This window comes from Streptomyces sp. NPDC006314 (assembly GCF_040613075.1).
Taxonomy (GTDB): Bacteria; Actinomycetota; Actinomycetes; order Streptomycetales; family Streptomycetaceae; genus Streptomyces.
Map to the genome: position 1 here is coordinate 64,799 of NZ_JBEXRL010000001.1, position 13,733 is coordinate 78,531.

At 73.3% G+C, this 13,733-nt stretch carries 12 protein-coding genes and 1 pseudogene; 6 read left to right on the plus strand and 7 right to left on the minus strand.

The genetic code is table 11. The features are described 5' to 3' along the window. Positions 1 to 210: 210 nt before the first annotated feature. Positions 211 to 1,230 carry an aspartate-semialdehyde dehydrogenase gene (locus ABZ079_RS00265; protein ID WP_356937111.1) on the plus strand — a complete coding sequence of 340 codons (1,020 nt, stop codon included), beginning with the start codon at positions 211 to 213 and terminating at the stop codon, positions 1,228 to 1,230. 264 nt (positions 1,231 to 1,494) lie between these two features. Here ABZ079_RS00265 and pepN read toward each other — a convergent pair whose 3' ends face one another. Next, positions 1,495 to 4,068, minus strand: a complete 2,574-nt coding sequence (gene pepN / locus ABZ079_RS00270) for an aminopeptidase N (RefSeq protein ID WP_356937112.1) — start codon at positions 4,066 to 4,068, stop codon at positions 1,495 to 1,497. 222 nt (positions 4,069 to 4,290) lie between these two features. Between pepN and ABZ079_RS00275 the strand changes: the two are divergent. Then, positions 4,291 to 4,454, plus strand: a pseudogene (locus tag ABZ079_RS00275) (DUF1203 domain-containing protein); the annotation flags it as partial. Here ABZ079_RS00275 and ABZ079_RS00280 read toward each other — a convergent pair. Both ABZ079_RS00280 and ABZ079_RS00285 read right to left on the minus strand, forming a co-directional pair. After that, complete coding sequence (locus ABZ079_RS00280; RefSeq protein WP_356937113.1) at positions 4,451 to 4,924, minus strand: DUF2871 domain-containing protein; 474 nt, start codon at positions 4,922 to 4,924, stop codon at positions 4,451 to 4,453. The pseudogene ABZ079_RS00275 and the gene ABZ079_RS00280 sit on opposite strands and share 4 nt — an antisense overlap. Positions 4,925 to 5,150: 226 nt before the next feature. Beyond that, positions 5,151 to 6,098, minus strand: coding sequence for an EamA family transporter (locus ABZ079_RS00285; protein ID WP_356937114.1), 948 nt, complete (start codon positions 6,096 to 6,098; stop codon positions 5,151 to 5,153). Between the two features lie 118 nt (positions 6,099 to 6,216). Between ABZ079_RS00285 and ABZ079_RS00290 the strand changes: the two genes are divergently transcribed. After that, positions 6,217 to 6,714, plus strand: coding sequence for a MarR family transcriptional regulator (locus ABZ079_RS00290; RefSeq protein WP_356937115.1), 498 nt, complete (start codon positions 6,217 to 6,219; stop codon positions 6,712 to 6,714). 44 nt (positions 6,715 to 6,758) lie between these two features. Here ABZ079_RS00290 and ABZ079_RS00295 read toward each other — a convergent pair whose 3' ends face one another. Then, positions 6,759 to 8,240, minus strand: a complete 1,482-nt coding sequence (locus ABZ079_RS00295; protein ID WP_356937116.1) for an FAD-dependent monooxygenase — start codon at positions 8,238 to 8,240, stop codon at positions 6,759 to 6,761. A gap of 129 nt (positions 8,241 to 8,369) precedes the next feature. On the opposite strand from ABZ079_RS00295, the gene ABZ079_RS00300 reads away from it, so the two are divergent. Continuing rightward, positions 8,370 to 8,993: a TetR family transcriptional regulator gene (locus ABZ079_RS00300; RefSeq protein WP_356937117.1), complete on the plus strand. Its 624-nt coding sequence runs from the start codon at positions 8,370 to 8,372 to the stop codon at positions 8,991 to 8,993. A 106-nt stretch (positions 8,994 to 9,099) separates the two neighbouring features. On the opposite strand, the gene ABZ079_RS00305 is transcribed toward ABZ079_RS00300, so the two are convergent. The 3 genes from ABZ079_RS00305 to ABZ079_RS00315 form a co-directional block, all read right to left on the minus strand. Next, positions 9,100 to 9,375, minus strand: coding sequence for a hypothetical protein (locus tag ABZ079_RS00305; RefSeq protein ID WP_356937118.1), 276 nt, complete (start codon positions 9,373 to 9,375; stop codon positions 9,100 to 9,102). Between the two features lie 74 nt (positions 9,376 to 9,449). Beyond that, positions 9,450 to 11,588, minus strand: a complete 2,139-nt coding sequence (malQ, locus tag ABZ079_RS00310) for a 4-alpha-glucanotransferase (RefSeq protein ID WP_356937119.1) — start codon at positions 11,586 to 11,588, stop codon at positions 9,450 to 9,452. Continuing rightward, entirely contained in the window at positions 11,589 to 11,834 is a 246-nt protein-coding gene (locus ABZ079_RS00315) for a hypothetical protein (protein WP_356937120.1), read from the minus strand. A 183-nt stretch (positions 11,835 to 12,017) separates the two neighbouring features. On the opposite strand from ABZ079_RS00315, the gene ABZ079_RS00320 reads away from it, so the two are divergent. Together ABZ079_RS00320 and ABZ079_RS00325 are read left to right on the plus strand one after the other, a co-directional pair. Further along, positions 12,018 to 12,626 carry an RNA polymerase sigma factor gene (locus ABZ079_RS00320; RefSeq protein ID WP_356937630.1) on the plus strand — a complete coding sequence of 203 codons (609 nt, stop codon included), beginning with the start codon at positions 12,018 to 12,020 and terminating at the stop codon, positions 12,624 to 12,626. Next, positions 12,623 to 13,636 carry a zf-HC2 domain-containing protein gene (locus ABZ079_RS00325; RefSeq protein WP_356937121.1) on the plus strand — a complete coding sequence of 338 codons (1,014 nt, stop codon included), beginning with the start codon at positions 12,623 to 12,625 and terminating at the stop codon, positions 13,634 to 13,636. Before ABZ079_RS00320 ends, ABZ079_RS00325 begins: the two co-directional genes overlap by 4 nt. Positions 13,637 to 13,733: the final 97 nt, after the last annotated feature.

Here is a 13,733-nt window from a genome sequence, read left to right on the forward strand (position 1 = left end):
TACGTGGGACAGCACAGCTTTCGGCGCAGGCGCCCTATGGAGCGAATTTCTCCAGCTCAGCGGGGTGCCCAACGGAGGTGCGGAACCGTCCACCGGGCGATCGTGTCCCACTCTTCGGGCACGACCCGCAAAGAATTGGACAGGTGGACCGGGGTCGGCCGCATGATGGGAAAGCCCCGGTCATGCGAGAGACACATAGAGGGAGTCGCTGTGAGGGTCGGAATCGTCGGAGCCACCGGTCAGGTCGGCACGGTCATGCGCAGGATCCTCGTGGAGCGGAACTTCCCGGTCACGCAGCTACGCCTGTTCGCCTCGGCCCGCTCGGCCGGGACGGTGCTGGACGGCGTGACGGTGGAGGACGCGTCGACCGCCGACTACACCGGCCTGGACATCGTGCTCTTCTCTGCGGGCGGCTCGACGTCCAAGGCGCTGGCCGAGAAGGTCGCCTCCCAGGGCCCCGTGGTGATCGACAACTCCTCCGCCTGGCGCAGGGACCCCGAGGTCCCGCTGGTCGTCTCCGAGGTGAACCCGCACGCGATCGCCGACCGCCCCAAGGGCATCATCGCCAACCCGAACTGCACGACCATGGCCGCGATGCCCGTGCTGAAGGTGCTGCACGAGGAGGCCGGCCTGGAGGCGCTGATCGTCGCCACCTACCAGGCGGTGTCCGGCTCCGGTCTCGCGGGCGTGGCCGAGCTGCACGGCCAGGTGCAGAAGGTGGCCGCCGAGGCCGACAAGCTCACCCATGACGGCGGAGCGGTCGACTTCCCCGAGCCGCAGGTGTACAAGCGCACCATCGCCTTCAACGTGCTCCCCCTCGCGGGCAACATCGTCGACGACGGTCTGAACGAGACCGACGAGGAGCAGAAGCTGCGCAACGAGTCCCGCAAGATCCTGGAGATCCCCGAGCTGAAGGTCTCCGGCACCTGCGTGCGCGTCCCCGTCTTCTCGGGCCACTCCCTCCAGGTCAACGCCCGTTTCGCCCGCCCGATCACCCCCGAGCGCGCCACCGAGCTGCTCGGGAAGGCCCCGGGCGTCGCCCTCTCCGAGATCCCGACCCCGCTGCAGGCGGCCGGTCAGGACCCGTCGTACGTCGGCCGCATCCGCCGCGACGAGACGGTGGACAACGGCCTGGCGCTGTTCATCTCCAACGACAACCTCCGCAAGGGCGCCGCGCTGAACGCCGTGCAGATCGCGGAGCTGGTGGCGGCGGAGCTGTCCGCCCGGTAACACCCCTGCGCGCAAGGGGCGGTCACGTTCGCGTGGCCGCCCCTTCGGTGTCCCTGCGGTTGCCGCGGGCCGGGGTGCCGAAGACGCTGACCCACGAGAGCGCGCCGGCGCCGACCCGGCCACCGCGGTCTTCCTCGCCTCCGACCACGCGGCCGCATCACCGGCACCTTCGCCACGTGACCGGCGGGATGGTCCCGCGCTGAGGACATGAAGAGAGGGCGCCCGGCAGGCCGCCGGGCGCCCTCGTCCTCGTCCTCGTACGGACTACTGGGCGGCGGCGTCCGCCGACTGGGCCTTCAGGGCGCGCTCGACGCCCGAGCGGGACTCCGAGACGAGGCGGCGCAGGGCCGCGTTCGGCTCGGCCGAGGCCAGCCAGGTGTCCGTCTTGGCCAGGGTCTCCTCGGAGACCTGGACCGACGGGTACAGGCCGATCGCGATCTGCTGGGCGATCTCGTGCGACCGCGCGTCCCAGACGTCCTTGAGCACCTCGAAGTACCGGTCCGCGTACGGCGCCAGCAGCTCACGCTGGTCGGTCTGCACGAAGCCGCCGATCACGGCCTCCTGCACGGCGTTGGGCAGCTTGTCGGACTCGACGACCGACGCCCACGCCTCCGCCTTGGCCTCCGCCGTGGGACGGGCGGCGCGGGCGGTGGCGGCGTGCCGCTCACCGGCCGCGGTCTTGTCCCGCTCGTACTCGCCCGCGATCTCGGCCTCGTCGAACCGGCCGACCGCCGCGAGCCGCTGCACGAACGCCCAGCGCAGCTCGGTGTCCACGGCCAGGCCCTCGACGGTCTGCGTGCCGTCCAGCAGGGCATCCAGCAGGTCCAGCTGCTCCGGGGTGCGCGCGGTCGCCGCGAACGCCCGCGCCCAGGCCAGCTGGTGGTCGCTGCCCGGCTCGGCCGCGCGCAGGTGGGCCAGCGTGGCGTCGGTCCACCGGGTCAGCAGGGACTCGCGGGCGGCCGGGTCGGCGTACAGGTCGATCGCCAGCTTGACCTGGCGGTGCAGGGACTGCACGACGCCGATGTCGGACTCCTTGCCGATGCCGGACAGGACGAGGGAGAGGTAGTCGCGGGCGGCCAGCTCGGCGTCCCGCGTCATGTCCCAGGCCGACGCCCAGCACAGGGCGCGCGGCAGGGACGCCTCGAAGTCGCCGAGACGCTCGGTGACGGTCTTCAGCGACTCCTCGTCCAGGCGGACCTTGGCGTAGGAGAGGTCGTCGTCGTTGAGCAGGACGACGGCCGGGCGGCGCGTGCCCGTCAGCTGCGGTACGGCGGTCAGCTCCCCGTCGACGTCCAGCTCGATCCGCTCGGTGCGCACCAGCTTGCCGCTGTCGGCCTGGAGGTCGTACAGGCCGATCGCGATGCGGTGCGGACGCAGGGTGGGCTCGCCCTTCGCGCCGGCCGGGAGCGCCGGGGCCTCCTGGCGGACGGCGAAGGACGTGATGACCCCGTCGGCGTCGGTGGCGATCTCGGGCCGCAGGATGTTGATACCGGCGGTCTCCAGCCACTTCTTCGACCAGGTCTTCAGGTCACGGCCGGAGGTCTCCTCCAGGGCTCCCAGCAGGTCCGACAGGCGCGTGTTGCCGAACGCGTGGCGCTTGAAGTAGGCCTGCACGCCCTTGAAGAACTCATCCTCGCCGACGTAGGCGACGAGCTGCTTGAGGACGCTCGCGCCCTTGGCGTAGGTGATGCCGTCGAAGTTGACGAGCACGTCGTCCAGGTCGCGGATGTCCGCCATGATCGGGTGCGTGGACGGCAGCTGGTCCTGCCGGTACGCCCAGGTCTTCATCGAGTTGGCGAACGTGGTCCACGAGTGCGGCCACTTCGAGCCGGGCGCCGCGGCCTGGCAGGCGATGGAGGTGTAGGTGGCGAACGACTCGTTCAGCCACAGGTCGTTCCACCACTCCATGGTGACGAGGTCGCCGAACCACATGTGGGCCAGCTCGTGGAGGATCGTCTCCGCGCGCACCTCGTACGCCGCGTCCGTCACCTTGGACCGGAAGACGTACTGGTCGCGGATGGTGACCGCGCCCGCGTTCTCCATCGCGCCCGCGTTGAACTCGGGCACGAACAGCTGGTCGTACTTCTGGAACGGGTACGGGTAGTCGAACTTCTCCTGGAACCAGTCGAAGCCCTGACGGGTGACCTCGAAGATCGCGTCGGAGTCCAGGAACTCGGCGAGCGAGGGCCGGCAGTAGATGCCGAGCGGCACGCTCTGCCCGTCCTTCTCGTACACGCTGTGCACCGAGTGGTACGGGCCGACGATGAGCGCCGTGATGTACGTCGAGATGCGCGGCGTCGGCTCGAAGCTCCAGACGTTGTCCTTCGGCTCCGGCGTCGGCGAGTTGGAAATGACGGTCCAGCCCTCGGGCGCCTTCACGGTGAACCGGAAGGTGGCCTTCAGGTCCGGCTGCTCGAAGGAGGCGAAGACGCGGCGGGCGTCCGGGACCTCGAACTGGGTGTAGAGGTAGGCCTGCTCGTCGACCGGGTCGACGAAGCGGTGCAGGCCCTCGCCGGTGTTGGTGTAGGCGCAGTCGGCGACGACCCGCAGGACGTTGCGCCCTTCCAGCAGCCCCGGCAGGGCGATCCGCGAGTCCTTGAAGATCTCGGCGGGGTCCAGGTGGTCGCCGTTGAGGACCACCTCGTGGACGTCCGGGGCCACCAGGTCGATGAACGACTCCGCACCGCCCCGGGCGACGTCGAAGCGCACCGTGGTCACGGACCGGTAGGTACCGCCCTCCTGCGCGCCGGAGAGGTCGAGATCGATCTCGTACGAGTCAACGGTGAGCAGCTCGGCCCGCTGCTGCGCCTCTTCGCGAGTCAGGTTTGTGCCAGGCACGCGGTCATCTCCTCGTTATGTGTCGGTTGCGTCATCCTTCCATGGGATCGACGGCGAACGCGATGTCCGGTTCCCGGCGGTGAGCGTGGCGGCGCGGCGGGACGCCGGGGGGCATGGGCGACGTACACCGCACGCCCCGTCACGGCAGGGCCCTCCAGGAGCTGCGCGCCGCCGACGACGCCGGCCGCCGGCCGCAGCCGTTCACCGACGCCGACGGCGGGGCGCCGCCGGGCGGCCGACGGCCGCATCCTCGGCGGGCGCCTGGTCGAGGACCCGTCCGGTTTCCAGCCGGCCCTCGCGGAGGCCTTCGCCGACCCGGAGGTGGCGCTGCTGCACGTGCGGGCGGTGGATACGGGGGCTTTCTGTACGAGGTGCGGCGGGACTAGGGCGTGTCCGTCACGTGCTCGCGCGTGACCGGCTGGGAGGACGGTGCCGGGCCCGTGCCTTTTCCGGGAGCGGCGGGGAGCCGCTTGCCGAGGGTGACGAAAAGGAGCACCAGGCCCGCGGTCAGCAGGATGTGACCGAGACCGGCGGCCATGGCGACGGCCTCCCCGCTGTCGTGGCCGAGCACCGTGAGCGTGCCGTGCAGCGTCATCATGGCGACGGTGACCGCGAGTCCGGCGTTGTAGATCCAGAAGAACCAGGTGAACAGCGGGGTGGTCGTCAGCGTGAAGAGTTTCTCCAGGGCGAGGACGATCAGGAAGAACAGCATCCCGAGCGCGAGGACGTGGGTGTGCACCACGGCCAGCTGGGTGTCACCGGTGAAGTCCTTCGCCTTGGTCAGCTCGCGGTAGTACAGGCCGCTGACGACGCCGATGATCATGTATAGATGAGCGGTGTTGAGGATCTTCCTCATCCGACTGCCTCCCCCGGGAGCTTTTGGGCAACGGATCAACTGTGCTGGGGAGTTGATCATGGGTCAATGACCGGTGCACCGCTCACGCGTTGCCGTCCGCGGCCGGGGGCCGAGCCGCGTGCGGTCCGTGAGTTCACACCTGAACGACCCCGGTGGCGGCCGCGTCCCGTCCGGTGCAGGACGGCGGCCACCGGGGTCCTTTCGCCGAGTGGCGGGCGGGCGTGTCCTACCGCCGCAGCGCCGGAACTGTCAGGTCCATCGAATCTTTTCGACCGTTCTTCACAGAGAAGCCGAACGATCGCCGCCCCGCACCCCCGAGCTGTCCCGCGAGCGTCGCCCCGAACGCCAGCGTCATGCCCGCCACCTGCACGGGGGTGAGCGCCTGGCCGAGGGCCGCCCAGCCGACGACGGCCGCGGTCAGCGGGGAGAGCGGGCCGAGGAAGCCGACCTGGACGGCGGTGAGCCGGCCGATGCCGCGGAACCAGAGCCAGTAGCCGACGGCCGTGTTGGCCAGGGCGAGGTAGAGGTATCCGCCGAGGGCCTGGCCGTCGAGCGCGGGCGGGGCGCCTTCGACCAGGAAGGCGAGCGGGGCGATGAGCAGGCCGCCCGCGGTGAGCTGCCAGCCGGTGAGGGCCAGCGGGCCGACCCCGTCGGGGCGGCCCCACCGCTTGGTCAGCACCGTCCCGGTGGCCATGGAGGCGGTGGAGGCGACGGCGGCGAGAGCCCCGACCGTGTCCAGGGCGCCGGCCCCCTTGAGCACGACGAGACTGACGCCGAAGGCGGCCACGAACCCGGTGGCGAGGGTGCGCGCGGCCGGCCGCTGCCCCAGCAGCAGCGCGGACAGACCGACGACGAACAGCGGCCCGACCGAGCCGACGACCGCGGCCATCCCGCCGGGCAGCCGGTACGCGGCGACGAACAACAGCGGGAAGAACGCGCCGATGTTCAGCGCGCCCAGCACCGCCGCCTTGGCCCACCAGACGCCGCGCGGCAGCACACGCGTGACGGCGAGCAGCAGCAGGCCGGCCGGCAGGGCCCGCATCAAGGCCGTGAACAGGGGGCGGTCCGGCGGCAGGAACTCGGTGGTGACGGCGTAGGTGGTGCCCCAGGAGACGGGGGCGAGGGCGGTGACGGCTATCAGGGCGGCGGGGCGGGTGACGCGACTGGCGGCCATGGGAGGCACCCTTCGGGTTCGGCGCAAACTTAGATCACTACTGATTAGCTTAGCGCTAAGCGACTTAGAGTCAAGTTACTTTCTTGCGGTCGACCGGAAGCGGACGGATACTCACCCCATGCAGCAGCGCAAGGACCCCGTGGACGCGATCATCGACCAGTGGGCACAGGTGCGGCCCGACCTCGACACCAGGGCGATGGAGGTCTTCGGCCGCATCTTCCGGCTCGCGCGCGCCATGGGCGACCGGATGGAGAAGGCGTACGAGCCCTACGGCATCTCCCGCGGCGAGTTCGACGTGCTGGCCACCCTGCGCCGGGCCGGCGAGCCCCACACCCTCTCGCCCCGCCAGCTGTCGGCCACCCTCATGCTCACCACCGGCGGGATGACCGGCCGCCTGGACAAGCTGGAGCGGGCCGGGCTGCTGCGCCGCTCCCCCGACCCGCACGACCGTCGCGGCCTGCAGGTGACGCTCACCGAGGAGGGCCTGCGAGTGATCGACGAGGCCGTCGGCGCCGGCCTGTCGGAACAACGCGACGCCCTGAACACCTTGAACGCCGAACAGGCCGGCCAATTGGCCGACCTGTTGCGGGAGTTGCTGGACGCGACCGTGAAATAGCCGCTCCGGGCGCCCAACGGGCGCCGGCCGACGTCACCCTGATGTCACTTCGCGGGACCGAGGTGGCGGGTCACGGCCGCCCCGATCTCCGCCGGGGCGGCCGCGCCGGCGACCCAGGCCGCGTATCCGTCGGGGCGCACCAGCACGGTCGTACGGTGGTCGCTCGTCCAGTGCGTCACGGCCAGCCGGTCCGCGTGGCCCGGCCCCGCCGCAAACGGCTCCGGTGTGATCAGCACGAACCGGCCGCCGCGCAGCGCCTCGTACAGCCGGCCCCCGCCGGCCAGGGCGACGTCCGGGACGCGTGCGCCGGTGAGGCGGTGGGTGCCCCGGGGCGCGGGGTAGCGGTAGCCGATGCCGGTGACCTGGCCGGCGACCTTGCGCCGCGCCGGGCCGACCGTGTGGAGGAAGGCGGTGAGCGCGGCGCGGGCCGCCAGCGTCCAGGGGCGCTTGGCCATGGCGAGACGCACGATCCCGCCGCTGCTGCGCAGCACCGCCCTGCCGATGGGATGCCGCTCGGCCTGGTAGCTGTCCAGCAACTCCGGGTCCGCGTGGCCGCCGGCTACCGCCGCCAGCTTCCAGCTCAGGTTCGCCGCGTCCTGCAGCCCGGTGTTCATACCCTGGCCGCCTGCCGGGGTGTGCACGTGCGCGGCGTCGCCGGCCAGGAAGGCCCGGCCGACCCGGTAGGCGGGCGCCTGCCGTTCGTCGCTGTGGAAGCGGGACATCCAGCGGGCGTCGTGCATCCCGAAGTCCCGGCCGAGCGCGAGGCGTGTGATCTCCTTGACCTCCGCCAGGTCCAGCGGCCGGTCGTCGGGGACGTCACGGCCGCGGTGCCAGCCGATCACCCGGTGGTAGCCGTCGCCGAACGGCGCGAGGAAGGCGAAGGCGTCGCCGACGGCGTCGACGGTGAGCAGGGCGGGGGGCTGCTCGGCGAGCTTGACGTCGGCGAGCACCACGGACCGGATGACCGACCTGCCCGGGAAGGGCAGCCCGATCGCCTGCCGCACGGCGCTGCGCATGCCGTCGGCACCGACCACGTACGCGGCCCCGAAGGTCTCGGTACGCCCTTCGGGCCCACGGGCCTCGACCGTCACCCCGTCCGCGTCCTGTCTGAGGCCGGTCAGCTCGGTCTCGTACCGGAAGTCGGCACCCGCCGCGACCGCGCGCCGCTCCAGCACCTTCTCGACCTCGTACTGCGGCAGGACGAGGAGGTGGTTGAAGCGGGAGGGGAGGCCCGCGAGATCGACGGCGAGACGGCCGAAGAGGCGGAGCCGGTCCAGGGGCTGCCCGGCGGCTTCCAGGTCGTCGGCAACACCTCGGGCGTCGAGCTGCTCGAGGGTGCGGGCGTGCAGGACGAAGGCCCGGGAGAGGTTGCAGATCCCGGGCGGGCGCTTCTCCAGGACGGTGACGGGGACACCGGCGGTGGCGAGGTCTCCGGCGAGGAGGAGGCCGGTGGGGCCGGAGCCGACGACGATGACGCGGGCGGTGGTGTGTTCCGGGGTTCCGGTGTGTCCAGTGGTGCCGTTCATGAAGGCCTCCTGGGTGCCATCGCCTGTTGGCCAACACTCGTTGGTCAACGCTTGTTGGCAAGCGTAGGCCGCCCTCCGAGAGCGGGTCAACACTTGTTGGCCTACGTGTGTTGGCCTACGCTCGTAGGCATGATCGGCAGCACGCAGAGGAACCAGAGCAGCCAGACCCCCGGCCCAACGGCCGAGGAATCCACGGGGCAGGGCCGCCGCTCCGACGCCACTCGGCGCGCCATCCTCGCCGCCGCCCGCGAGCGCTTCGCCTCCGACGGCTACGAGCGGGCCACCATCCGGGCCATCGCCAGGGACGCCCGCATCGACCCGTCGATGGTGATGCGGTATTTCGGCAGCAAGGAGGGCCTGTTCGCGGCGGCCGTCACGCTGGATCTGCGGCTGCCCGACCTGGGGCAGGTGCCACGGGACGAGGCCGGGCGGGCGATGGTGGGCCACTTCCTGGACCTGTGGGAGGCGAACGAGGAGCTGACGGCCGTTCTCCGGGTCGGCGTCACCAACCAGGCCGGGGCCGAGCGGATGCAGGACATCTTCCGGGAGCAGCTGCTGCCGGTGGCCCGGCAGGTGTGCCCCGACCCCGAGCAGGTCCCGGCGCGGGCCGCGCTGTGTGCCGCTCAGCTGCTCGGGCTGGCCCTCACCCGCTATGTGCTGCGGTTGCCGCCGGCCCGGGCGCTGACCCGCGAGGAACTGGTGGCGTGGCTGGGGCCGACCGTGCAGCGCTATCTGACCGCGCCGAATCCCTGATCGGCGCGGCCCGGGAAAACGCCGAGGGCGCCGGCCTCACCCGGGTACGGCGTGCGCGCGTACCGACGGGAGGACAGGCGCCCCCGGCGACAGAACGACGGTCCGGTCAGGCCTTGGCCCCGGACCTGACGTTGATGTTGGACGAGGTGTCGTCCTTCCTGGCCTGGGACCGGTCCAGCACCATGACCAGGCCGGCGATGACCACGAACAGCGCCAGCGGGAGCAGCACGTAGAGACCCAGCGTCATGATGACGCTCAGGCCCTTGCCGGGGTCGTCGCCGTCGTCGCGGGTCAGCGCGAGCGCGGGGGACGACATGAGCAGCATCATCAGCGTCGTACCGGCGGCCAGGGCGCCGGCGCGCAGGGCGTTCTTCTTGTCCACGGAAATCAAGTTAGCGAACCGCCCCGCGGGGTGCGCGCCCGGGGTGCCGTATGAGGTGCCGGTGCGGCAGGCCGTCATGCGCGAAGCACCTCCAGCAGTGCTCTCAGCCGGGGCGAGGCCGCCAGCTCCTCCAGCGGCACCGGGCGGCCCTCCCGGTCCGCGATCGGGAGCCGCCAGTTGGGATATTGGTCCCATGTGCCCGGCAGGTTCTGCGGGCGGCGGTCGCCCACGCCGTCCGGCAGCCAGACGCCGATCAGCCGGGCCGGGGTGCTCAGCAGGAAGCGGTGGACGGCGCGGATCTCCGCCTCCTCGTCGGAGCCGGGCGGTCCGGCCGCCGGGCTGTCCACCAGGCCGAGGCTGCCCAGCAGGGCGAGCCATTCCGCCGCGTCGGCGGTGGCCGCGGCGCGTTCCTCGGCCGCCGGACGGATGAGCAGGCCGAGGCGGTCACGCAGGTCGACGTGGTCGCCGGTGAGCCGGGCGGCGGTGGGCGGCAGGTCGTGGGTGGTGGCGGTGGCCAGGCAGTCGGCGCGCCAGCGCTCGGGCGGCAGCGGGTGGCCGTCGCCCTCCCAGTCACGTTCGAACCACAGCACGGAGGTGCCGAGCACCCCGCGCCGCTGGAGCGTGTCGCGCACGCCCGGTTCGACGGTGCCGAGGTCCTCACCGATGACGACCGCTCCGGCGCGGGTGGCCTCCAGGGCGAGGAGACCCAGCATGGCGTCCGCGTCGTAGCGGACGTAGGTGCCCTCGGTGGGCGGGCTGCCCTGGGGCACCCACCAGAGCCGGAACAGGCCCATGACGTGGTCGATACGCAGGGCGCCGGCATAGCGGAAGAGGGCGCGCAGGAGGTCGCGGTAGGGGGCGTGACCGCAGGCGGCGAGCCGGTCGGGGCGCCAGGGCGGCAGACCCCAGTCCTGACCGCGGGCGTTGAAGGCGTCCGGTGGGGCGCCGACCGACGTGCCGGCGGCGAACACGTCCTGCTGCGCCCAGGCGTCGGCGCCCACGGGGTGCACGCCGACGGCGAGGTCGTGGACGATCCCGACGGGCATGCCGGCCTCGCGGGCGGCGCGCTGGGCGGCGCGGAGCTGGCCGTCGGTGAGCCAGGCGAGGCGGGTGTGGAAGGCGACGCGGTCGGCGAGTTCGGTGCGGGCGCGGGCGGTGGCGGCCGAGCGGGGATCGCGCAGCCCGTCCGGCCAGCGGTGCCAGTCGGAGCCGTGGATCTCGGCGAGGGCGTACCAGGTGGCGTGGTCGTCGAGGGCCTGGCCGTGGGCGGCGCGGAAGTCGTCGTAGGCGGCCTGGCGGCCGGGCCCGAGGGGGACCTTCAGGACCAGTTCCAGTGCCTGCCGCTTCAGTTCCCACACGGCGTCGCGGTCGATGAGGGCGCCCTTGTCGAGGACGGCGGCCCGCAGCCGCTCGGCCCGCTCCAGCACGGTGTGCAGGCGCTCGCGGTCCTCGACGTACGCGCATTCGGGGATCTCCTCGATCCGCAGGTGCACGGGGTCGGGGAAGCGGCGGGAGGAGGGCCGGTACGGGGAGGGGTCGGTGGGGGCGCCGGGTACGGCCGCGTGCAACGGGTTGACCTGGATGAATCCGGCGCCGGCGGTGCGTCCGGCCCAGCCGGCCAGCTCGGCGAGGTCGCCGAGGTCGCCCATGCCCCAGGAGCGCCGGGAGAGCAGGGAGTACAGCTGGACGAGGAGGCCGTAGGAGCGTCCGGGTGGGGCGGGCAGCCGGTCGGGGGCGACGACGAGGTGGGCCTGACCGGTCCGCCCGTCGGGCGCGTGCGCGGTCAGCCGGTGGACGCCGAGGGGGAGATCCGCGGTCCCGTCCCGCTCCTCCCCCTCCTCCGTCTCGACGCGCAGCCGGGTGCCGGCGGGCAGGGCCGCGAGCGCGGCGGGGGGCTCGGCGCCGGCCCACCGCACCACCGTCGGCGGCAGCAGGCGCTCGCGCAGCTCGCGTTCCCGCTCGGCGAGCGCGGCACGTACGGCGTCCGGTGTGCCCGCGTCGATGTCCAGGGCGGCCAGGGCGGCCACCACGGCGGAGGCGGGGACCGCGACGGTACGGCCCGGCGCGGGGCTGTAGGAGGTGGCGACCCCGTGCAGCTCGGCGAGCCGGGCCAACTCGTGGCCGGCGCTCCGGGGCGATTCCTCGCGGACGGTCCGGGGCGGTTCCGCACCGGCCGTCCGGGGCGCCTCCGCGTCGTCGTGCGCCGCGGCCATCTACACCCCCGAGGCGAAGGAGTCCGGGACCGGGTCGGACTCGCTGGTCAGCGGGGCGGCCTCGGCGAGCGGGGGCTCACTGGTCAGGGGCTCGGCATCGGGCAGCGGCGGCTCGCTGGTCAGCGGCACCTGCGCGCACGCGCTCTCCGCGCTGAAGACGCACAGCAGCGCCTCGTCGGTCTCGGCGGAATGTTCCGCCATGGGTTTCCACTGGGCGGGGATCGTGAGGTGAGCCGGTGCGGCCACGAGGGCCTCCTTGTCGGTGGGTCGGTCGCGCGGTGCCGGGTGGTGCGGCGGGTGCCGGATTACGGCAGGCCTACCCCATGGCGGCCTCGGCACTCTCGACCGCCGCTGGAGTACCTGATGGAGTGGCCGTGATCCGGTACCGGCCCGGTGATCGATAAACCGGTTGTGAGACTGTTCCGCCCCGTGGGGGGCCAGCGGGAGAAGGACGACGGTGCCGGTGGGGACGGGGCGCTGTTGCGGGCTGTCGCCGAGGGGGACGCGGCCGCGATGGCCACCCTGTACGACCGGCACGCGGGATGGCTGCACGCGCGGCTGACGCGGCGCTGCGCGGACCCGGAGGTCGTGCGCGAGGTGGTGCAGGACACGTTCGTCACGGTGTGGCGGTCGGCTGCCGGGCACCGCGGGGAGGAGGCGGGCGGCTGGTTGTGGACGATCGCGGCGCGCCGCCTGGTCGACGCGCGGCGGGCGCAGGAGCGGGTCACGCGGGTCGCGGGCCCGCCGCTGGAGCCCGGGTCCCCCGGCGGGTACGAGCCCGCCGCCGCGCCGTCCGCGGAGGACCGGGTGCTGACGGGACTGGAGTACGGCGATGTCGGCACCGCCCTCGACCGGATCTCCCCCGAGCTGCGCGAGGTGCTGCGCGCGACCGTCGTGGACGGGCTGAGCACCCGTGAGGCGGCCCGGCTGCTCGGCATCCCCGAGGGCACGGTCAAGTCCCGGGCCCGGCGCGCCCGCGCCGAACTCAGGGCGGCGCTCGCCCAGTTGCATCCGTCCCCGCTGGGAGGCACGGCATGACGAACGGCAACGCGCGTATCTGGCACGTCTCCGCCGGCCTCGCCGCCCGCTATGCCGAGGGCGTGCTGCCGGAGCCGGACGCGTGGTCCCTGGAGAAGCACGTCGAGGACTGCGCGGGCTGCGCGTCCCGGGTGTCGGACGCGGTGGGCGGCACGGCGGCCGGGGCGGTGCTCGCGGAGGTGCGGGACGCGGTGCTGGCGGCCGTACGGGAGGCGCCTTCCCCGCTGGAGACGCCTCCGTCGCTGGAGACGCCTTCCCCGCGACACGCACACCCGGACACGCCTCCCGTACACCAGGCACACCCGGTCACACCCGCCGTACGGCAAGGGCACCCGGAGGCGTCTGCCGTCCGGCGGGCGCGCCCCCGGACGCCGGCCGTGGCGTCCCGGCTCGCCCGGCTGCTGTGGGCCGCCGGGCCCGCCGTGCGCGGGGCATGGCTGCCCGGCGTACTCGTCGTGGCCGCCGGCGCGCTGGCCCTGGCGTACGGGGCCGGGTTCCCCGGGGCCCGGGCGCTGCTGCTGGCGGTCGCGCCGGTGGTGCCGGTGGCCGGGGTCGCCCTGTCCTACGGTCCGCACGCCGACCCGCTGCACGAGGTCGCCGCGGCCACCCCGGGCGGCGGGCTGCGGCTCGCGCTCACCCGTACGGTCGCCGTCCTCGCGGTGAGCCTGCCGCTGCTGACCCTCACCGGTCTGCTGCTGCCCGCCTCCGGTGCCCCCACCGCCGCGGCCTGGCTGCTGCCGGGGCTGGCCCTGGCGCTGGGCACGCTGGCCCTGGCCTCCTTCGCCGGCTGCCGGACGGCGGCCGGGCTGACGGGAGGGGGCTGGCTGTGCGCCGTACTGGGCCCGGTGCCCGCGGCACCGGGCGGGGAGGTCACCGCACGGCTGGCCGAGCAGCTCTCCCGCTGCCTCGGCGGCGCCGGGGCACAGGGCGCGTGGGCGGCGGCGGCCGTCGTGAGCGCGGCCCTGCTGGCGGCCCGCCGCCCCGCCTACGACCGTCCCCTCCGCCGGTGACGGCGCACGAACGCCTCGTCACCGCGTCCACGACCTCCTGAACCGCCGCCGGCGCTGCTCTGCGACCGCCGCCGGCGGTGATCCGTGACCGCCACCG